The organism is Pseudomonas mendocina (genome assembly GCA_037482215.1).
Taxonomy (GTDB): Bacteria; Pseudomonadota; Gammaproteobacteria; order Pseudomonadales; family Pseudomonadaceae; genus Aquipseudomonas; species Aquipseudomonas mendocina_E.
Map to the genome: position 1 here is coordinate 3,682,928 of CP148074.1, position 20,264 is coordinate 3,703,191.

Annotated in this window: 21 protein-coding genes and 1 pseudogene; 13 read left to right on the forward strand and 9 right to left on the reverse strand. The window is 56.7% G+C overall.

From position 1 onward, the window contains the following. The first annotated feature begins 12 nt into the window (after window positions 1-12). Complete coding sequence (locus WG219_17175; protein ID WXL25022.1) at window positions 13-1,050, forward strand: NADP(H)-dependent aldo-keto reductase; 1,038 nt, start codon at window positions 13-15, stop codon at window positions 1,048-1,050. Window positions 1,051-1,100: 50 nt separating this feature from the next. Here the strand turns inward: WG219_17175 and WG219_17180 are convergent, their stop codons facing one another. Further along, complete coding sequence (locus WG219_17180) at window positions 1,101-2,237, reverse strand: acyl-CoA dehydrogenase family protein (protein ID WXL25023.1); 1,137 nt, start codon at window positions 2,235-2,237, stop codon at window positions 1,101-1,103. A 243-nt stretch (window positions 2,238-2,480) separates the two neighbouring features. On the opposite strand from WG219_17180, the gene WG219_17185 reads away from it, so the two are divergent. Both WG219_17185 and WG219_17190 read left to right on the forward strand, forming a co-directional pair. Beyond that, the gene (locus tag WG219_17185) at window positions 2,481-3,386 is read left to right on the forward strand and encodes a GlxA family transcriptional regulator (GenBank protein WXL28030.1); all 906 of its coding nucleotides are present in this window, start codon (window positions 2,481-2,483) and stop codon (window positions 3,384-3,386) included. Between the two features lie 11 nt (window positions 3,387-3,397). After that, window positions 3,398-3,601: pseudogene (locus WG219_17190) on the forward strand (hypothetical protein). A gap of 75 nt (window positions 3,602-3,676) precedes the next feature. Here the strand turns inward: WG219_17190 and WG219_17195 are convergent. Both WG219_17195 and WG219_17200 read right to left on the reverse strand, forming a co-directional pair. Next, window positions 3,677-4,252 (reverse strand): 3'-5' exonuclease, encoded by a 576-nt coding sequence (locus WG219_17195; protein ID WXL28031.1) that lies wholly within the window; start codon window positions 4,250-4,252, stop codon window positions 3,677-3,679. A gap of 47 nt (window positions 4,253-4,299) precedes the next feature. Further along, entirely contained in the window at window positions 4,300-4,785 is a 486-nt protein-coding gene (locus WG219_17200) for an NYN domain-containing protein (GenBank protein ID WXL25024.1), read from the reverse strand. A 128-nt stretch (window positions 4,786-4,913) separates the two neighbouring features. On the opposite strand from WG219_17200, the gene WG219_17205 reads away from it, so the two are divergent. Beyond that, the gene (locus WG219_17205) at window positions 4,914-5,582 is read left to right on the forward strand and encodes a YciC family protein (GenBank protein WXL25025.1); all 669 of its coding nucleotides are present in this window, start codon (window positions 4,914-4,916) and stop codon (window positions 5,580-5,582) included. Window positions 5,583-5,592: 10 nt separating this feature from the next. Here the strand turns inward: WG219_17205 and WG219_17210 are convergent, their stop codons facing one another. Further along, entirely contained in the window at window positions 5,593-6,432 is an 840-nt protein-coding gene (locus WG219_17210) for an SDR family oxidoreductase (protein ID WXL25026.1), read from the reverse strand. A gap of 248 nt (window positions 6,433-6,680) precedes the next feature. Here WG219_17210 and WG219_17215 point away from each other — a divergent pair, with 248 nt between their 5' ends. After that, entirely contained in the window at window positions 6,681-7,421 is a 741-nt protein-coding gene (locus WG219_17215; protein WXL25027.1) for a transporter substrate-binding domain-containing protein, read from the forward strand. Between the two features lie 5 nt (window positions 7,422-7,426). Here the strand turns inward: WG219_17215 and hrpB are convergent, their stop codons facing one another. Continuing rightward, window positions 7,427-9,961: an ATP-dependent helicase HrpB gene (hrpB, locus tag WG219_17220; GenBank protein ID WXL25028.1), complete on the reverse strand. Its 2,535-nt coding sequence runs from the start codon at window positions 9,959-9,961 to the stop codon at window positions 7,427-7,429. Between the two features lie 143 nt (window positions 9,962-10,104). Between hrpB and WG219_17225 the strand changes: the two genes are divergently transcribed. The 6 genes from WG219_17225 (at window position 10,105) to WG219_17250 (ending at window position 13,680) form a co-directional block, all read left to right on the forward strand. Next, on the forward strand, window positions 10,105-10,524 hold the full coding sequence (locus WG219_17225) for a polyribonucleotide nucleotidyltransferase (protein ID WXL25029.1): 420 nt from the start codon (window positions 10,105-10,107) through the stop codon (window positions 10,522-10,524). A gap of 96 nt (window positions 10,525-10,620) precedes the next feature. Further along, window positions 10,621-11,481: a cation diffusion facilitator family transporter gene (locus tag WG219_17230; protein WXL28032.1), complete on the forward strand. Its 861-nt coding sequence runs from the start codon at window positions 10,621-10,623 to the stop codon at window positions 11,479-11,481. A gap of 78 nt (window positions 11,482-11,559) precedes the next feature. Further along, window positions 11,560-11,976, forward strand: coding sequence for an MAPEG family protein (locus WG219_17235; protein WXL25030.1), 417 nt, complete (start codon window positions 11,560-11,562; stop codon window positions 11,974-11,976). A gap of 293 nt (window positions 11,977-12,269) precedes the next feature. Then, the gene (locus WG219_17240; GenBank protein WXL28033.1) at window positions 12,270-12,779 is read left to right on the forward strand and encodes an Lrp/AsnC family transcriptional regulator; all 510 of its coding nucleotides are present in this window, start codon (window positions 12,270-12,272) and stop codon (window positions 12,777-12,779) included. A gap of 228 nt (window positions 12,780-13,007) precedes the next feature. After that, on the forward strand, window positions 13,008-13,211 hold the full coding sequence (locus tag WG219_17245; GenBank protein WXL25031.1) for a DUF2788 domain-containing protein: 204 nt from the start codon (window positions 13,008-13,010) through the stop codon (window positions 13,209-13,211). A gap of 76 nt (window positions 13,212-13,287) precedes the next feature. Next, entirely contained in the window at window positions 13,288-13,680 is a 393-nt protein-coding gene (locus WG219_17250) for a globin (protein WXL25032.1), read from the forward strand. Here WG219_17250 and WG219_17255 read toward each other — a convergent pair whose 3' ends face one another. Continuing rightward, entirely contained in the window at window positions 13,681-14,316 is a 636-nt protein-coding gene (locus WG219_17255; protein WXL25033.1) for a pseudouridine synthase, read from the reverse strand. It abuts the gene before it with no gap. A gap of 78 nt (window positions 14,317-14,394) precedes the next feature. On the opposite strand from WG219_17255, the gene WG219_17260 reads away from it, so the two are divergent. Next, complete coding sequence (locus WG219_17260; GenBank protein WXL25034.1) at window positions 14,395-14,841, forward strand: GNAT family N-acetyltransferase; 447 nt, start codon at window positions 14,395-14,397, stop codon at window positions 14,839-14,841. Here the strand turns inward: WG219_17260 and amn are convergent. Continuing rightward, a complete protein-coding gene (gene amn / locus WG219_17265) occupies window positions 14,838-16,307 on the reverse strand; it encodes an AMP nucleosidase (GenBank protein ID WXL25035.1) in 1,470 nt (489 codons plus the stop codon). The genes WG219_17260 and amn overlap by 4 nt on opposite strands. A gap of 356 nt (window positions 16,308-16,663) precedes the next feature. Between amn and WG219_17270 the strand changes: the two genes are divergently transcribed. Beyond that, window positions 16,664-17,821: an MFS transporter gene (locus tag WG219_17270; GenBank protein WXL25036.1), complete on the forward strand. Its 1,158-nt coding sequence runs from the start codon at window positions 16,664-16,666 to the stop codon at window positions 17,819-17,821. Window positions 17,822-17,858: 37 nt separating this feature from the next. On the opposite strand, the gene WG219_17275 is transcribed toward WG219_17270, so the two are convergent. After that, complete coding sequence (locus WG219_17275) at window positions 17,859-19,508, reverse strand: acyl-CoA dehydrogenase family protein (GenBank protein ID WXL25037.1); 1,650 nt, start codon at window positions 19,506-19,508, stop codon at window positions 17,859-17,861. After that, on the reverse strand, window positions 19,508-20,146 hold the full coding sequence (locus tag WG219_17280) for a TetR/AcrR family transcriptional regulator (protein WXL25038.1): 639 nt from the start codon (window positions 20,144-20,146) through the stop codon (window positions 19,508-19,510). Before WG219_17280 ends, WG219_17275 begins: the two co-directional genes overlap by 1 nt. Between the last annotated feature and the right edge of the window lie 118 nt (window positions 20,147-20,264).

A 20,264-nucleotide genomic window follows, 5' to 3' on the forward strand; every position in this document is an offset into this window, starting at 1 on the left:
AGGAGCCACGTAATGGATTACCGCCAGCTGGGTCGCACCGGTATCAATGTTAGCAGCCTGTGCCTGGGCACCATGACCTGGGGTCAGCAAAACACGCCCAGTGAAGGGATCGCCCAGATTGAACGGGCTAAAGCCTACGGCATCAACTTTATTGATACTGCTGAGATGTATCCGGTCCCTCCGCGCCCTGAAACCTATGGCCGGACCGAAGAGATCATCGGTGAGTACTTTCAAAAGCACGGTGATCGTGCGGATTGGATCCTAGCCAGCAAAGTGGCAGGGCCTGGCAACTCGATTTCGCATATTCGTGACGGCAATCTTAAGCACAACCGCGAGCACATCGTTGCTGCGCTTGATGCCAGCCTTAAACGCCTGAAAACCGATTGGATCGATCTTTACCAGCTGCATTGGCCAGAGCGCCCGACCAACTACTTCGGTCAGTTAGGCTACAGCCACACCCCCTCAGAATTCACGCCTCTGGAAGAAGTACTTGAGGTACTCAATGACCAAGTTAAAGCGGGCAAAATTCGTCATATCGGCCTGTCTAACGAGACCCCTTGGGGCACAATGAAGTTTCTGCAATTGGCAGAGCAGTTCGGCTGGCCACGAGCCGCTTCGATTCAAAACCCTTACAACCTGCTTAATCGCTCGTTCGAAGTAGGCCTGGCTGAGGTAGCCATTCGCGAGCAGTGCGGCTTACTGGCCTACTCTCCCCTCGCCTTCGGCATGCTTTCGGGCAAGTATTCAAATGGCGCTCGCCCTGAGAATGGACGGATTACTCTGTTCAGCCGCTTTACCCGCTACACCAATCCTGAGTCCGAGGCAGCCTGCGAGCGCTATGTCGCGCTGGCACGGGAGCACAACCTTGATCCGGCACAGATGGCCTTGGCATTTGTGACCGCCCAACCCTTCGTGACCAGCAATATCATTGGTGCAACCAGCCTGGAGCAACTGGAAAGTAACCTGACCAGCAGTGAGCTGAAACTCAGCGACGAGGTGTTGGCAAGTATTGAAGCCATTCACCGCTCACAGCCCAACCCAGCCCCCTGATCCATAAATAACAGGCCCCCGCATAAGCGGGGCCTGTTAACAACTCATGATTACAGTGAGCGAGCAATGATCTCTTTCATGATCTCGTTGGTGCCTGCATAAATACGCTGCACCCGCGCATCAGCCCAAGCCCTGGCAATTGGGTACTCCCACATATAGCCATAGCCGCCATGCAACTGGACGCATTCATCCAGCACCTTGCATTGCAGATCGGTTCCCCAGTACTTAAGCATTGCAGCAGTTGGCACATCGAGTTTGCGTTGTAAGTGCAATTCAAGGCAGCGATCTACAAACACCCTCCCCACCTGCACTTCGGTAGCGATTTCGGCCAATTTGAAACGGGTATTTTGGAAGTCAGCCACTGATTTACCGAACGCTTTGCGCTCACGGGTGTAGTCCAGCGTCCATTTCAACCCGGCCTCAGCAGAGGCGATTGCACCGATACCGACGGTCAGGCGCTCCTGCGGCAGCTCCTGCATCAGATAGGCAAAGCCCATCCCAGCTTGCCCGAGCAAGTTTTCTTTGGGGACGCGGACATCTTGGAAGAACAGCTCTGAAGTGTCCTGTGCCTTCATGCCGACCTTTTCCAGGCGCTTACCTTTGGAAAAGCCCGGCGTCCCAGCCTCTACGAGGAAAAGACTGGTGCCCTTGGCACCGGCTTTAGGGTCGGTCTTGGCCACAACAATGACCAAATCAGCCAACCAGCCATTGGTGATAAAGGTCTTGGAACCATTGATGACGTACTCGTCACCATCCAAAACTGCAGTGGTTTTAACGCCCTGCAGATCAGACCCTGCACCCGGCTCAGTCATCGCGATAGCTGAAACCATCTCACCGCTAACCAGCTTGGGTAGGTAGTGCTGCTTCTGCGCCTCGCTACCGTAATGCAGGATGTAAGGAGCCACGATATCGGAGTGCAGGGAGAAACCAATCCCTGTCAAACCAAGCCGTGCCACCTCCTCAATAACAACCGTGCTGTAGAGAAAATCTGCCGACATACCACCGTACTCTTCGGGGATGTGGGAGCAGAGCATCCCAGCCTCGCCGGCCTTCCTCCACAATTCACGATCAATGTGTCCATCCTTCTCCCACTGGTGGTGATGCGGCACAGCTTCTTGCTCGAGAAATTTACGGACGCTGTCGCGAAACTGTTCGTGTTCGGAGCTGAATATTGTTCTTGGAATCATCGTACGACCTACACGTTCTGGCGGTTTAGAATGGAATCGACTTTAGCCAAGCAAATGCTCGGCAGCACTGGACACAAGCGACAAAAAATAAGACGATCCAGCCAGCGCATGACCACTTAGCCTTAATAAATAAGAACAATATCCATGTCTATTAAGTCAGCTACATCAATGCCTCGAGTGAGCATTTTGGCCACTGAAGGTGTATTCGCATCGCCCCTGATGCAAGCCAAGGATTTCTTTCATCTGGCCAGCCTGCGTTACGGTAAACAATTAGGCAAAGGCCTTACGCCTACATTCGATATTCGTCTGGTCAGCCCCGACGGCCAGCCTGTGCGTAGTTTTAGCGGCGTAATGATCCCAATTGACGGGGAGCTGGACGATGCCGACCTAATTATTCTGCCTGCATTCTGGGACGATGTTGATGCGCTGTTCCAGCGCTATCCCAATGTCCTTGAGTGGCTGAAAAACCGCCACGGGGCAGGCGCATCCATCTGTGGCGAGGCCTCAGGGGTATTTTGGATGGCACAAGCCGGCCTGCTGGATGGCAAAGAAGCAACCACCTACTGGCGCTTCTTTGGCGACTTCGCGGCTCGCTTCCCCAAAGTGCTCTTGAATCAGGAAAAACACCTGTCCGACGCAGACAACCTCTACTGCACCGGTGGCGTTACCTCATCCTGTGATCTTTACATCTACTTAATTGAGCGCTTCTGTGGAGCAGGTGTCGCACAGGGCGTTGCCCGCGACATTCTGTATGAAGTTCAGCGCAACTACTCTCCGGGACGCATCGGATTTGGCGGTCAAAAGCTGCATCAAGACACAACCATTCTGCAAATTCAGCAGTGGCTGGAAGACCACTTTGCGGACAAGTTTCGTTTTGAAGATGTAGCCCGCGATCATGGCATGAGCATCCGCAACTTTATGCGCCGCTTCCAGAGCGCAACCGGCGACAAGCCACTGCATTACCTGCAGCGCTTGCGCATCGAAACCGCCAAGGGACTGCTCAGTACTACCCGCAAAAGCATCAAGACCATCAGCTATGAAGTGGGCTATGACGACGCGAGTTTCTTTGCGCGCCTGTTCCGCCACCATACAGAACTGTCACCCAATCAATACCGTCGTCAGTTTCAGCATAAGGACAACTATTCTTAAAGCTGGCCATCAAACCGGATGACGTCCTACCCGTTAACCATTACGAGTACGCCAATGCACTCCATTACGTGTATGGCGATGAACAGCAAGAGAGTGCACTGGAACACCTGAAAAAAGCCGTGGCGATAAAACCTGTCACCGCAATGGAAGCTCTCGAGATCGCCCATGCGCAGAAACTGCTGCACCGGCAAGAGCAACGTTTAGACAAACGATGATCAAGTCCGAGCACATAACTCCCAAGCAGATAACCAAGGCCGCCAGGCAGCCTTGGTTATCGTTTTACAGCACGTTTAAACGCGCTCACGAATCGTCTGTAATGCCTGAGCCATTTTAGCCGCAGGTACTCGCTGTAAATCACACAACAAACGATGGGAGATATCGGCAATGCCATGGCGCTCGCGCAATAGCATCGCCATAAAGCAGGTCAGGTTGGCCGCCATTTCCGCATCAGCCATGGCCCGGTGCGCCTTACCGGTATCAGGCAGTCCGATCCAGCTATTCAGAACACCGAGTTTGTGACTGGGGGCTTGGGGTAACAGTCGCCGCGCCAGCAAGAGCGAACAGGCAAATGCTTGCTCGCGACGGCGATGCACCAAAGCCAGCTCAGCATCCCAGAACTTCTGGTCAAAGCTGGCATTGTGCGCGATCAGCGGGCGCGCCCCGACAAAGTCAGCCACCTCCTGCATCACCTCAGCGGCAGGTGGTGCCTTACGCAACATGGCATTGCTGATACCTGTCAGTTGCTCGATAAAAGGCGGTACCCAGGCACCGCTGTTCATCAGGCTTTGATAGCGATCAACGATCTTGCCGTCTTCGACAATCACCACCGCTATTTCTGTGGCACGGGCCTGCTGGGCGGGAGACATGCCGGTGGTTTCAAAATCCAGTACCGCGATGGAATCAGTGATCAACCTCAGCCCCTTAACAGCAATTCGCCTTCAATCGGTACGTAAAGGCTGGCAGCCCGAACCAGCGAATGAGCCGTCAAGCCCGGCACACCATAGGCCACGGCTTCGACGCCATAACTGGAGCGTACTTTTTCCAGCAGCAGATCAAAATCACCATCGCCGGAGGCCAGCACAACTTCGTCCACACGCTGTGCAGCATCCATCACATCAATGGTAATACCCACATCCCAATCGCCCTTGGCTGAACCATCGCTACGTTGGATATAGGGTTTAAGCTTTACGGTAAAACCGAGGTTGCGCAGGATCTGCTGAAACTGCTGTTGTTTGTGGTCGCCCCGGTCAATCGCGTAGGCATACGCCTCGACGATCTGCCCGCGCTGGCTCAGCTGGGCCCAGAAGGCCGAATAGTTGAAGTGGCAGCCATATATCTGCCGGACGGTGTAGTAGAGGTTCTGTACATCGGCGAATACCGCAATCTTCTTCACCGGCATTCCTCGCGCCTGAACAAAGCACCCAGTATGACAGATACACCCAAACGAACGGTGTAGGTTTCACAGCAATTGGAGACAGGCTGGTGATCGGCTAGAGTGCACAATGTTTTTATTGCCTGCGATTATTCATGAACCTGTTCTCCATTCTGCGCGACGGCTGGTACTTCTACAGCCGCAACCTATTCAGTCTGGCCCTCCTCTGCCTGCCATTGATTGTGCTTGAGGCCGTCCTGAGCCACCAAATAGCCAACATGGTGAGCGGCAACAATCTTACCCTGGCACGTCTGGCGATCAGCCTGGTGATCTACCCACTGTACAGCGTTCCATTGATCCTGTTTTTGCAGGCCCGCAGCGACGGTCAGCAACCACGCGTGGCAGATCTGCTCGCGGCTGGGCTGCGCTACTGGCCAAGCTTCGCCTTACTCACAGGGCTAGCGACTACAGCGATTATGCTCGGCGCCTCACTGTTTGTGCTCCCCGGCCTCTGGCTGATGGTCAAACTGGCCTTTGCCGAGTATCTGCTCGTGGTTGAACGGCATACCCCGTTGCAGGCCCTGCATGAGAGTTTCAAACTCACCACAGGATGTTTCTGGCCAACCTTGAGCTGCGTCCTGATTGTGATGCTGCCGCTATGGCTGATGGATGCTTGGAGCCAGAGCAGTGCCGAGCTTGCAAATGACGCCCTGAAAAGCATTGCGCTCGACAGTGTCAGCCGCTTCTTGCAGCTCTTTTCCAGTATCGTGTTATTCCGCTTGTACATGCTCCGCCGAGCCCAGTCCCCAGCGTCTGCCCAGTAAAACTGAGCAACTAGTGTCCGGCCTTCCCTTTGAGGCCGGACAGGCGCGGTAGCAGTACCCGCTCGAACAATCGTGGGAAGAAGCGCGCCAGCAAACGTGCACGCCAGTCGACATTGGACAGCACCAGCAGGCGTCGCCTGCGCAAAGCGCCCAGGTAGATCGCCTCAGCCACATCTTTGGGCGAAGCCACCTTGCCCATTGCTAGAGGCGGCTGAGCAGCAACCGAACCATCGCCAACCAAAGCATTCTTACGTAAATCTGTTGCGGTGAATCCGGGGCAGACCAGCATCACATTGACGCCAGAGCCTTTTAGCTCATAGCGCAGGGTTTCGAACAAACCATGCAGGGCATGCTTGCTGGCGTTATAGGCACTGCGATACAGCAGCGGAGCAAATCCGGACAGGGAGCTGAGCACAATAATCTGCCCCTTGCGGATAATCAGGCTGTCCAATGCCGCCTTGGTGCAATGCAATGCGCCGCCATAATTGACCGCCATAACACGTTCAAAGACCGCCAGATCAGTATCGGCAAACCGGCTGCGATGAGTCACTCCGGCGTTATTCACCAGTACATCAATGCCACCGAAACGCTCAATAACCAGAGCCATTGCCTGAGCCACTGCATCAGCATCCGCCACATCGCAGACCAGCCCCAGCGCTTCAGCGTTATGGTGATCAGCCAGGTGCTGAACAAGACTGTCCAGCTCAGCCTGTTGCAAATCGAAGATCACTAGCCGCGCCCCGGACTGAGCCAGTCGCACAGCCAGCGCGCGCCCAATCCCTGCGCAACCACCGGTGATCAAGACCACCTTGCGATCGAAGACCTTGCTTGCAAAGACCTTACGGTACATAGCCACATCCCCCCGGTACCACGCACTGAGCTCTGGTCGACCCTGCCTAACGCTTACAAGACCATAGCTCTGCTAAGGCCATACGGGCAAACACAATGCGTTAGTTGAGGTATGAGCGCCTCGGGTACCGGCGTAAAGGCTCAATCAATAGCACCAACATCAAGCAAGGCTGGACAACTCAAGCAGCACTTAGCCATTCTTAGCAAAAAGTCCGCGACGGGTCGTGGACAATAACTAAGCAGTCCAAAATGCGCTTAATTACCTGCCTCACATTGGCAGCTTTGCTGATCTGCAACGCTCAAGCCGATGAAACTCGCCAATCAAAGCCATTGGTGCACGTTGGCTATTACGAGTTTGCCCCTTACACCTATACAGACTCGGATAACTTGCCTCGCGGTAGCTTGATCGAGATTACCGTGCGCTTGCTTGAACGCGCGGGATACCAAGCGGAATTTCGTTCCTACCCCAACGCTAGGCTCTATCAAGGCCTGCACGATGGAACGATTCACATTTGGCCAGGTGCTGCAGGCAAAGCAGATCTTAAAGATCTCACGCTGGAAAGCCGCAGCATGCTGGGTGAAGTCCCGCTTAACCTCTACTTCCGCCCTGAAACAGCACGCCCCAACCTTCCAGAAGGACTCAAGGATAAGCGCCTGATCGTGCTAAACGGCTACACCTACTGGTCGCCCGTCAGCCACTGGCTTGACGACCCACAGCTCAATATCCAGCAACTTAAAACAAACTCCCACGCCTCTGCACTGGCCATGCTCCTGCACAAGCGAGGCGACTATCTGCTGGACTACAAAGCCCCCATTGAGCTTGAGCGGAAAAACATGAATATTGCCGACCTTAAGCACATTCAATTGCAGTTTATTCAGTCCAAGTTGGTGATTTCTAAAAAGGCACCGAATGCAGAAACACTGTTGGACGATCTGGATCAAGCCTACGATGCGCTCACCGCCGAAGGAGTAGAACTGAACCTGCATTAAGCCGACTACTTGCGTGGTTTAGCCCTGGCTGTCGGCTCAGCAATCAGTGGATCATCCGGCCAGTAGTGTTTCGGGTAACGCCCTTTCAGGTCTTTTTTGACCTCGGCATAGGTATTGCCCCAAAAGCTGGCCAGATCCTGCGTCACCTGCACCGGACGACGGGCCGGTGACAGCAGATGCAGCTTAACCACTTGCCGGCCGTTAGCAATTCGCGGCGTATCGGCCAAACCAAACAGCTCCTGTAAACGTACAGCCAACACCGGCGGCTGCTCGGAGTAATCAATCTGAATGCGAGATCCGGACGGTACCTGCACCGTGCGGGGCGCTAGCTCATCCAGTTTTTGCGGTAACGGCCAGGGCAGCAGATTAAGCAACAGCCCCGGTAAATCGAGATTGGCAAAGTGACTCAGGCGGGTAACCTTGCCCAAGTAAGGCTGTAACCAGTCCTCTAAGCTCGCTAACAACGTTGCGTCGCTTACATCGGGCCACGGACTTTCGCCGCTGCAGTCCATGTCCAGCTGACGCAGCAGCGCGACCCTGGCTTGCCACTGGCGCAATTCGGGCGTCCATGGCAGCAACTCCAGCCCTTTACGCCGTACTAGCCCCACTAACGCCTGGCTGCGTGCTTGCTCATCCAGCCCCTTGAGCTCCTCACGGGCCAACACCAGCTCACCGACTCTGTGCTGGCGCTCTGCGCGCAGCACACCTTCGCGCTCATCCCAATCCAGCACATCCAGCGTACTCAGCTGCTCTGCCAGTACATCCTCAAACAGCCCTGGATCCAGTTCAGCCGCCAGATAGATGCGCTCTTCCCGCTGCCCCTGGCGACTGCCCAGATCTGCCACCACTAGCCAGCGCTGCTTCATCAGCCCATCCACCTCTGCGAACTGGGCAGCCCGGCCATTGGCCAAACGGTATTCCGCGCCTCCCTCGCGTCGCTGCTGCGCAACACGGTCGGGGTAGGCAAAGGCCAGTAAGGCGCCAAGCCAGCGTGAATGGCCGACATCACTGACAGGTTTATCCACAGGGCGATTTTTCAGCAGCCCCTGAAACTGCCGGGATAGCTGTCGCGCCCGCTGCACGGCGCCCTGCGCGCCCCTTTCGGCACGGGACTCACCACTCAACACAGCAATCCGCGTATGTAGATCAGCACCCGCGCCGCGAAGAATGTCACGTTCACTTAATAAAGCCGCCAGATCACACGCCAACGCCCCCAACCCCAGCGACTGGCCACGCAATAGCAAGTGGGCGATACGGGGATGGGCAGGCAGTTCAGCCATGGCCTGCCCATGGGCGGTAATCACGCCCTGTTGATCAACTGCGCCAAGGCGCTTGAGCAGCTCCAAGGCCTGTGCGTATGCAGCAGCAGGCGGGGGATCGAGCCAGACCAGCTCGGCCGGCTGCACGCCCCAACGCACCAGTTGCAGAGCTAATCCGGCGAGATCAGCCTGAAGAATTTCCGCTGAGTCGTATGCATTGAGCTGCTCGTGCTGAGTCTGCGACCACAACCGATAGCAGACACCCGGCTCCATTCGACCAGCACGACCCATACGCTGAGTGGCGGAAGCGCGGGAAATGCGCTGGGTATCCAAGCGTGTCATTCCACTGTTCGGATCGAAGCGCGGCACACGCGCCAACCCGGCATCCACGACTACCCGCACACCTTCGATAGTCAGGCTAGTTTCGGCAATATTGGTGGCCAGCACCACCTTGCGTGTACCGGGCGGAGCCGGATCAATCGCCGCACGCTGGGCACTGAAATCCAGCTCGCCGTGCAACGGGCACACCATCACCTCATCACGTCCGAGCAACGCTTGCTCAAGCTGTTCGTTCACCCGGCGAATCTCGGCCTGCCCAGGCAGAAAGACCAGCACGCTGCCCGGCTCATCCGCCAGCGCTTGCTGAACAGTCTGGACGACCTTCGGCTCAATCCACTCTCCGCTCTGCCACGGCGCCCCCCAGCGGATATCCACCGGAAACATGCGCCCTTCGCTGCGCAGCACAGGCGCATCATTGAGCATGCCCGCCAAGCGCTCACCCTCAAGGGTTGCGGACATCAGCAACACTTTGAGCGGTGGCTCGCCCGAGTCAGCATCGCGAAACATGGCGCGACCATTCAGACACAGGGCCAATGCCAAATCGGCGTCCAGACTGCGCTCATGAAACTCATCGAAGATCACCAGGCCCACGCCCTCCAGCGCGGGGTCATCTTGCAGACGCCGCGCCAGAATGCCCTCAGTCACCACCTCTATACGAGTGTCCGGGCCAACTTTGCTCTCCAGGCGAATGCGATAGCCCACCGTCTGCCCGACCTTCTCGCCCAGCTCGCTGGCCAGCCGTTCAGCTGCGGCCCGTGCCGCCAGACGCCTTGGTTCGAGCATGATGATTCGCTGGCCGCCCAGCCAGGGCTGATCCAGCAGCGCGAGCGGAACGCGGGTGGTCTTACCAGCGCCCGGCGGTGCTTCAAGCACCACTTCATCGCGCTGTACAAGGGCCTGACGCAGTTCAGGCAAGAGGACATCAATTGGCAGAGAGTTCATGCAGGCTCCATTCGAGGAGCACGATTATAACGATGAAACCTGTCGCCTTCCGCGCAGTCCAGATAGTGCTTTTGCACTAGCAAAGAATGCCACTAGCAGAATGGCATTGTTATAGTTCGCACTTCTTGATTCGGAGATGTTAAATGCGCACCAGATCCCGTGTTGTCGGTGGCCTTCTCGTCACCACACTGGTCACTCAACTTACAGCCTGTGGCACCCTGTTTTACCCGGATCGACGCGGCCAAATTGAAGGCCGGGTTGACCCTCTTATAGTTGGGCTAAACGCCATCGGCGTATTGTTTTACGTCATTCCCGGACTGATCGCCTTTGGGGTCGACTTCGCCACCGGCGCTATCTATCTGCCAGATCACAAAGTCTCTCAGGTCGATCCTGAGCAATTGAACAAACTGGTCGATGCCAACGGCGATGTTGACCTGGCTGGCCTCAAAGCACTTATCCTCAACGAGACCGGACACAATCTGCCTCTGGACGATCCGCGCCTGATTCAGCACAGCGGTAGCGTCGAACAACTGGCAGCCTACGGTATTAACCCGCTAGGCTGATCGTTGGTGAACAAGGTCGGCATCCCTGTCGACCTTGCCCTCTAGATCACCGTACAGGTAACGCCCTTGAACGCACCGTCCAGCACTGCTCGCCTGATGCGCCTAGCCACACTGGCAGCGCTGATCACCGCCCTCACCTTAGTAGCGGCCAAAGGGGTCGCGTGGTGGTTAAGTGGCTCGGTGAGTCTGCTGGCAGGCCTTACCGACTCTCTGCTGGATGGCGCCGCCTCACTGCTCAATCTGATTGCGGTCCATTACGCCCTACGCCCGGCTGACGATGACCATCGCTATGGCCACGGCAAAGCCGAAGCTTTAGCCGGTTTGGGTCAAGCACTCTTTATTGGTGCCAGCGCCGTACTGGTAGGTAGCCATGCGCTGGATCGTTTGCAGCATCCGGAGCCTGTCACTGCCTCAGGCCTGGGCATCGCCGTGATGCTGCTGTCTCTGCTGATGACATTCGCGCTGTTGATGTTCCAGCGCTATGTGGTCAAACAAACCGGCTCCACAGCCATTCGCGCCGACTCTTTGCATTACCGCTCAGACTTACTGCTCAACAGCAGCATTCTGCTCGCGCTGTGGCTGGCAAGCCACGGCTGGCCGAAGGTTGATGCGATCTTTGCCATAGGTATTGCCCTGTACATATTTTGGAGCGCGCTGACCATTGTTCGTGAGGCCGCTACGGTATTGATGGATCAGGAACTGCCCACAGATGTCACTGCCCAGATGCAAGAAGCAGCCTGCGCGGTACCCGGTGTGATTGGCATTCACGACCTGCGCACCCGCCTTTCCGGCACGCACTGGTTTGTGCAGCTGCACGTGGAGTTACCGGACGACTTGCCGCTGGTACAGGCCCATGACATTTGTGTACAGGTGGAAAAGGCCATCACTGACAAGTTCCCAAGAGCCGAAGTGCTGAGCCATGCCGATCCGCACAGCGTGGTCAAAACGCAGGATTAAAGGTTTTTAGCATGGCACTGCTACCACCCTCTACACTCGCTGGATTGACCGCCAAACAATAATAAAAGGAACAACAGCATGACCTTAACGGCTACCGCTCTGCTAGGACTGATTGGCTGGTCCCTTCTGTTGGTCATCCTGCTGGTGAGTCAGCGAGGTCTATGGGTGCTGAGCGGCAAGATGGCCGTTAATGCCTTCATGGCTGATGGCAGTAATGCGCCGAGCGCCTTTGGACAGCGACTGGTGCGCGCCCATGCCAATTGCCTAGAAAACCTGCCGCTACAAGCCTCCATATTGCTTTATGCCGTTGCCACGACTCAAACCGCATTGACCGACCCGCTAGCCTTCAGCCTGTTGGCCGCCCGCATTGTGCAATCTGTGATGCACCTGCTCAGCACCCACCCGCTATTTGTCTGGCTGCGCTTTGCCGCATTCTTCGCTCAGGTACTGATCCTGGCGTGGTGGTTACTGCTACTCAGTGGGCTGGCCGGCTAAATTGCAGACACAAAAAAGGGAGACCTGTGAAGGTCTCCCTTTTTTGCATGTCCGTCATTATGGCGTAGATAACACCTTTTCTTCGCCTGCCTGATTGGGCAGTGCGGACCCGGGTGCCGTGACGATCCGGTGGGATCGGCGGCGACCGTTCACCTGATTGGGTGATACGGCTGGACGCATCGTCCGGGCCTTGAAACTGAGATAAAGCTTACGCCTCCCGCCCAGGCAAAAGATTGCTAATATTGCTTAAATTGCGCTAGCCACAACAATTAATCACCAATAAAATAAAATTTATCGCAATAAATAATATAGAGCACAAGAATATGAACAAACTCGATCGCTACGACCTGAATATTCTTGCTGAATTGCAGCGTGATGCGACCCTCTCCAACCAAGAGTTAGCCGAGCGCATTGGTCTATCACCATCACCCTGTTCACGCCGGGTGAAACAGCTTGAAGATGACGGCTATATCCTCAAACAGGTTGCGTTGCTTGATCGCAAAAGGCTGGGCCTGAGCCTGACGGCTTATGTGCTCATTGGTATGGATCGCCACACGCCGGAACGCTTCGAACACTTCCAAGAAGAAATCCGTAAATGCCCGGAAGTGCTGGAGTGCAGCTTAATCACCGGCATGGATGCCGACTACCAGCTCAAGGTGGTGGTTCCGGACATGGACCATTACCAAAAGCTGCTACTGGGCACACTGACCCGGATAGAAGGTGTTTCCAGCGTTCGCTCAAGCTTCGTGCTTCAACAGGTGCTGTCGTCCACTCAATTACCGCTCACTCACCTACGCACTTAAGTAGCCGCTATACAAAGGAAATAAGCCCATAACAGGCCTGCAACTGCCCACTCTGGCTGGCTTTCGTCATCAACGTCGCGATTACTACGTTCCTGAGCGTATAATCGCCGCTGTTTTGCTGTGCTTTGTGTGGTCCCATAAGAGCTACTGGCTCATTACTTATTCCAGCAACTGCCACCTCTGCCTCTCTCGGCAACACAGCCCGTAATACTGGCAAACGAGGTTGCGATGGAACCCGAGCTGTTTGAAGAACTGATGATGACCGGACTGATCGGCGGTCTGGTCCTGTTTATGGCCTTTATCGTCTGGGACTTGGCTAAAAAGTCCAAGGCGGGGCGCTTCGGCACCATGATCCTATTTTTAGCGCTGGGTCTGGGCGTGCTCGGTTTCCTGATCAAGACCTTCGTCATCGCAGGGCTGGAAGGCGTCTAGCCCACGCGTCTGTAGTCCCAATTTTTAATCTGACCGCCTAAACGGTGGCCGGAATTCGTTTTGCTTTGGAGAGACCATGAAAGCCACTGATCGTGTCATGCAAAGCTATGGCCGCTGCTGTGCAAGTGCTGATTTTTTTGACAGCTTCTACCGCCACTTTCTCGCATCGTCCCCGCAGATTCGCGACAAGTTCACCGCAACCGACATGAGTGCGCAAAAGCTGTTGCTGCGTCAGGGCATTCTCAATCTCGTTATGTACTCTCGCGGCATGCCAGATACAAAACTTCGGGCGTTGGGCGAATCCCACTCACGCTTCAAACTGGACATACGCCCTGAGCTGTATGACCTGTGGATTGATGCGCTGTTGGCCGCCATCAGCGAACACGACAAGGATTACAGCATTGAAATCCGTCAGGCCTGGGTCGAGGTGCTGAACAAGGGCATCAATGTCATCAAAGCCGGTTACTGATTAATCAAGCCGGGCAGGCACTTCCCGCCACTGACCCGGCTCCAGCCCATCCAGGGCGAAAGGCCCGATTCTCACCCTGACCAGGCGCAGCGTCGGCAAGCCCACAGCGGCGGTCATGCGCCGTACCTGACGGTTACGCCCTTCGCGAATGACCAGCTCCAGCCAGCTTGTGGGGATGCTTTTTCGAAACCGTACCGGTGGATTACGCGGCCATAGCTGCGGCTCGTCCAACAGGCGCGCCTCGGCAGGCAACGTCGGACCATCATTCAGTTGCACACCTTCGCGCAATTGCTTTAACTGCTCCTCGCTCGGTTCCCCCTCAACCTGCACCCAATAAGTTTTCGGCAGTTTGTGTTTGGGATCAGCAATTTTCGCCTGTAAGCGCCCGTCGTTGGTTAATAACAGCAGGCCTTCGCTGTCGCGATCCAGACGGCCAGCGGGATAGACACCCGGAACATCCACGTAGTCTTTGAGCGTGGCCCGGCCCTGATCGTCGTTAAACTGGGTCAGTACATCGAACGGTTTGTTCAGCAGCAACAGGCGCGGCTCAACCGGTGCGGCTTTAGAGACACGCCGCGGCGCAGCTGGGCGCGATGCGGGGCGGGGTTTACTGGCGGGACGAAAAGGACGCGACATGACTGATCTGTAACTGGCAAGAAATGCCGTCAGTTTAACCGAGACACTCACACATCGCAGAAGACAGGAACGTTATTCATGCAGATTGAAACACCCTCCAGCAGTGAACTGCCGCGCCTCGTTGAGGTATGGGAGGCCGCCGTGCGCGCCACCCACGATTTTCTACCCGAAGCTGATCTGCAACTGATCAAACCTTTGCTAATTAGCCAGTATTTTCCTCAATTGCAGCTGACCTGCATCCGTGATCAGCAGGGCACTATTCAAGGCTTTTCCGGCTCAGCTGAGGGCAAGGTGGAAATGCTCTTTGTGGCCCCAGCAGCCCACGGCAAGGGGCTTGGCAAGGCGTTGCTGAACGATGCCATCAATCGCCTCGGCGCAACCGAAGTGGATGTGAACGAGCAGAACCCACAGGCTGTGGCCTTCTACCTGAGCCAGGGTTTTGAAGTCGTCAGCCGCTCACCATTAGATGGTGGCGGCCGTCCCTTCCCGATCCTGCACCTGCGCCTTGCCAGCCACCGTCATTAGCGAAACGGCGGTTCGTCGAAGCTGCGCAGTTTGCGCGAGTGCAGCGATGTCACCTGCCCACGCAACAGCTCTAGCGCTGCGATACCGATATGCAGATGCTGGGTCACTGCCCGCTCGTAGAACGCGCCCGCGGCACCGGGCAGCTTGATTTCACTGTGCAGGGGTTTGTCTGACACGCACAGCAATGTGCCGTAGGGCACCCGCAGACGGTAACCCTGAGCGGCGATGGTGCCGCTTTCCATGTCCACCGCCACCGCGCGGGACAGATTGATCAGCGGCCGTTCCTGCGCCCAGCGCAGCTCCCAGTTGCGGTCGTCGTAGGTCAATACGGTGCCGGTGCGCAGGCGCTTCTTCAGTTCATCCCCTTCCTCGCCGGTGACCTGCCTAGCGGCCTCTTGCAGCGCTTGCTGCACCTCTGCCAGTGCAGGCAGTGGAATATTCGGTGGCAACACCCTGTCAAGAATGCCGTCGCGGCGCATATAAGCATGAGCCAGCACATAGTCACCAATCGTCTGCGACTGACGCAGGCCGCCGCAGTGGCCGATCATCAGCCAGCAATGCGGGCGCAGCACGGCCAGGTGGTCAGTGATGTTCTTGGCGTTGGACGGGCCAACCCCGATATTGACCAGAGTTATGCCATGACCATCGTCACTTTTAAGGTGGTAGGCGGGCATTTGGTAACGGTGCCAGACCACAGTTTCGATGATGGCCTGCATCTCGCCTTCGGGCATGCCGCGCTTAACCACGACGTTGCCGGGCAGCACCATTTGGGTGAAACGTGAATCGCTTTGCAGCACATCCAGACCATGGCGAATGAACTGATCCACGTAACGGTGATAGTTGGTCAGCAGAATCCATGGCTGCACATGGCGCCAATCGCTGCCGGTGTAATGCACCAGGCGGCGCAGGGAGAAATCCGTACGTGCTGCATCAAACAGTGCCAGCGGCAGGGTTTCGCGGTCTTCCCAATTTTCCAGGCCATCGGCGATGCCATCGGTGGCAGCGGACAGGTCAGTGCTCGGGAACACCCGCGCCAACTCGGCAGCCGTTACGCCTTTGCCGCCTAACTCGTCGCCCTGCTCCACCACATACGGATAGGGGATATTCTGTTCACTCAGGCCCACCTCTAGCTGCACGCTGAATTCCGCCAGCAACGGACGCAGCTGCTCCAGCAAGTATTTACGCAAGGCCTCCGGCTGAGTCACGGTGACCCGGTACTCCCCCGGTACCTGCACCTTGGCAAAAGCGCGCACGCTCGCTGGCGCTTCCTCCAGGCAGGCATAGTGCAGGCGCAGCTCTGGGTAACGGAACAAGCGCTGCTGCTCGGCACTGGGGCGTTCACGGTTAGCTAAGTACGCCTTGAGCGCCTGACGCAGGGCCTGACTGGCCTGCTGATAAAGCATCACGAGGCGATCAACAGCCTCTTCAGCACTGCTGACCGCTACAAAGCCCGAATCTGACGACATGTGTTGCTCCCTTTTTAATGAATGTCGGTGACTCTCTCACAGACCAGAATGCACGAATCATGTTCAAACGACCGGTTGCAATTGACCCTAGGTACTGATGTGCCTAGACTGCCGGCCTTTTCCAGCCTTACCCGAAAAATGCTGCCCTATCTATCCCCGATCTGTGCGACTCATCCGAGTCCCGCCTGGCTGTGCCGCACCTGGCCCCGTGACGCCCTGCAACGCAGGCGGCGCAGTGTGCTGTTCGCCTTTACCTTCTCGCCTCACCGCTAACAGCCCGAGTTGCTGTGTTGCTGTGCACCGCCTGCCTGCGCGGTGTCGGTCTGTTTTGTCTTGCCCAAAAGGCTGAGTCAGTTATGAAACGCTGGTTGTTAACGCTGTTGATTTTCACTGCATCGGTGGTGGGCCTAAGTATGGGCGCCACATTACCCTTAGTCTCCTTACGCCTGCATGAATCCGGTGCAAGCTCTCTGCTGATCGGCCTGATCAGCGCTGTCCCGGCGGCTGGGATGATCCTCGCAGCAATGCTGACCCGTCTGCTCACCCTGCGTTTCAGTGGCCGCCATCTGTACGTTGCCTGTTTTGCCATAAGCGTAGCCAGCATGGCAGCACTGGAGCTATTTGGCGACTCACTCATCCTGTTGGGGCTGTCGCGCCTGCTGCTGGGTGTGGCCATGGGCATTGCGGTGATTCTGGGTGAATCATGGGTTAATGAGCTGTGCGACGAGCAGCGGCGGGGACAGATTGTTGCCCTCTACGCTGCTAGCTTCACTGGATTTCAACTGGTCGGTCCGGCTCTGATCAGCCTGCTCGGCGCACAAAGTCCGTGGCTGGTGATTTTGGTCTGCCTGGCCAATCTGCTGGCGCTGATTCTGGTTGCCCGTTATCTGCCTGACCAGACAATCGAAGAAGAAAGCGAACAACGCAGCTTCTCTCTGGTGGGGTTTATTAAGGTGGCACCGGCGCTGTGCCTGGGTGTGCTGTTTTTCGCCTTTTTTGATGCGGTGGTACTCTCGCTGTTCCCTGTGTATGCCAGCAGCCACGGCTATGCCCTTGGTGTTGCAGCGTTAATGGCCAGCATTATTCTGGCTGGGGATATGCTGTTTCAGGTGCCGTTAGGCTGGCTCAGTGACCGCCTTGACCGGCGCAGCCTGCATCTGCTGTGCGGTGTTGTAACCCTGGCGCTGGGGGCCGCACTCCCGTGGTTGATCAGTCATAGCCAACTGCTGTGGCCAGCCCTGGTGCTCATGGGCGCTGCTGCCGGGGGTATTTACACCCTGGCATTGGTGCTAATCGGTCAGGACTTTCGCGGCAGCGATCTGGTCACCGCCAACGCCTGCGTCGGCATGCTCTGGGGCATTGGCAGCCTGAGCGGGCCGTTACTCAGCGGTGCACTGATGAACAGCGGCTCAAATGGTCTGCCACTGGCCCTGTGCCTAGCCGCCAGTGTCTTCGTCGCAGCAGCCATGTTGAGCCTGGGTTGGGCCCGACGTGTACGCGCCAATGCCCAGTGAGGCTCAGACCAACTCAGAGTTGGCCTGAGTTCCGGCTTTACAGCACTGCCGGGGTGCTGCGCGCCAGCACCGCCTCGACATCCAAACCACGCTCCAAGGTGCCGTAAACCCGCGACTTATGGGCAATGCGGCTGCTAATAAAGGCATCCGATACGGCACTGTTACCTGCCTCCAGCAGCAACTTGGCCTGCAGACCAACCGCCATGTCTTCGGTCAGCTGGCGGGCGCGGTATTGAATGTCCGAGGTATCAGTGAAGGCCTTTTTCAGGTGCAAAATGTGCGCAGCTAAGGCGCGGTCACCATGGCCGTCGCCCAACTCATGGAACAGCGCATCCAAGACACCTGGTTCTTTCGACAAGGCACGCAACACATCCAGACACTGCACGTTACCGGAACCTTCCCAGATGGAGTTGACCGGCGCTTCGCGGTACAGGCGCGGCATGATGGTTTCTTCGACATAACCGGCCCCGCCCATGCATTCGCTGGCTTCGGCGACCATTTCCGGCGCCCGCTTGCAGATCCAGTACTTGCCCACTGCTGTAACCAGGCGAGCAAACTTTGCCTCATGCTCGTCATGGGGATTATCCAGCGCCTTCCCCATACGCAGCGTCAACGCCAGTGCGGCTTCGCTTTCAAGGGCCAGATCAGCCAGCACGTTCTGCATCAATGGTTGTTCCGCCAGTACACGCCCGCCCACTTTACGGTTGGCGCAATGGTGACTGGCCTGCGTCAGGGCCTGACGCATCAGCGAGCTAGAGCCCATCATGCAATCGAAACGGGTCATGGCCACCATTTCAATAATGGTCGGCACCCCGCGCCCTTCCTCACCGAGCATCCATGCCAACGCCCCCCGATACTCAATTTCGCTGGAAGCGTTGGCCCAGTTACCCAATTTGTTTTTAAGGCGCTGGATATAAAACTGATTTCGCGAACCATCCGGGCGATGGCGTGGTACGAGGAAACAGGTCAGGCCTTTGTCGGTCTGCGCCAACGTCAGAAAGGCATCACACATCGGGGCTGAGCAGAACCACTTGTGCCCGACCAACTCATACAATTGTCCCGGCCCGCCTACGCCAACCGGATACGCACGGGTGGTATTTGCACGCACATCAGTGCCGCCCTGCTTCTCCGTCATCGCCATACCAATGGTGACGCCAGCCTTCTGCTCCATGGGTACGTTACGCGGGTCGTACTCGGTCGCCAAAATCTTCGGCAGCCACTTTTCGGCGACATCTCGCTGCAATTGAATGGCAGGCACAGCTGCAAAAGTCATGGTCAATGGGCAGCCGGATGCAGCCTCGGCCTGACTGTGCAAATAGCCTAAGCCTGCACGAACGACATTGGCCCCCTGCACCGGATGCGTCCAAGGCAAAGACGGCAAGCCATGCTCAATAGCTGTTCTCATCAACTCGTGATAGGCCGGGTGAAAGTCAACCTGATCAATACGATTGCCATAACGGTCATGTGTACGCAGAACGGGCTTTTGCTCATTGGCAAGAAAACCCGCAGCCATAAGGGGGCCGCCCGCCAGTGCACCGTAGGCATGCAGCTGTTCCTCCCCCCACCCCCCGCCGAATCGGGCAACCCACTCCTGCAATGGCAAATCGAGGCGATACAGATTGGCACCATCCAAGGAGGGCACCTGGTTGAACACTTCATGGGTTTCGGCGTACTGGCTGGCGTTCATCACTGAGCTTCCTTGGCGCCGACGGCGCGCAGACAAAAGGTGACAAGGGCCTGGCTAACTTCGTCCAGGCTTGGGGTGGGATAACCGGCCTCGCGGTCCGCGCGGGCTTGAGGGGAAAGCGGCCCAACCAGCGCTTCAGCAATAGCGCCAACCAGGCAGGCTGCAACGAGGTTGATAGGTTGAACGCAGAACACGCCCCGCGCTTGTCCGTCTTGCAACAGTTGAGCGAACAACTCAGCGTAAGCCTCACGAAAGCGCAAACGCTGCTCATCCACTTCAGGTTCGACAGGCTCTGCGATGAGGGCAAACGCCAGCTGACGGCTGCTCCAGGCCCGAGCAGCAAAACGCTCAACCCCTGCCTTTAGGCGCTGGACGGGATCACCTTGCGTCTCAATGACCGCTGCCAGGGCGTCCACCTCACGCTGGCTGGCCACTGCAAACACCGTTGCGGCCAAGCTGCCTTTACCGGCGAAGTGGCGATACAGACTGCCGGTGGCGATCCCAACTTCCTCCGCTAGCCCCTGCATGGTCAATGCGGCAAACCCACCCTGCGCCACACGCTCCAAGGCGCAGGCCACGATGCGCTGGCGCAACGCCTGATCACGGTCAATACGGAGTGCGGTGGTGCGATAGGCCATAGTCTGAATCCAGATTCATTATCAATTCAGTGAATCAGGATTCAGACCATGCTTAAAGGGATGATATGGGCACTCAAAGCGACATTTACGCCAACTGATACCGGTTTACGTTGGCTAG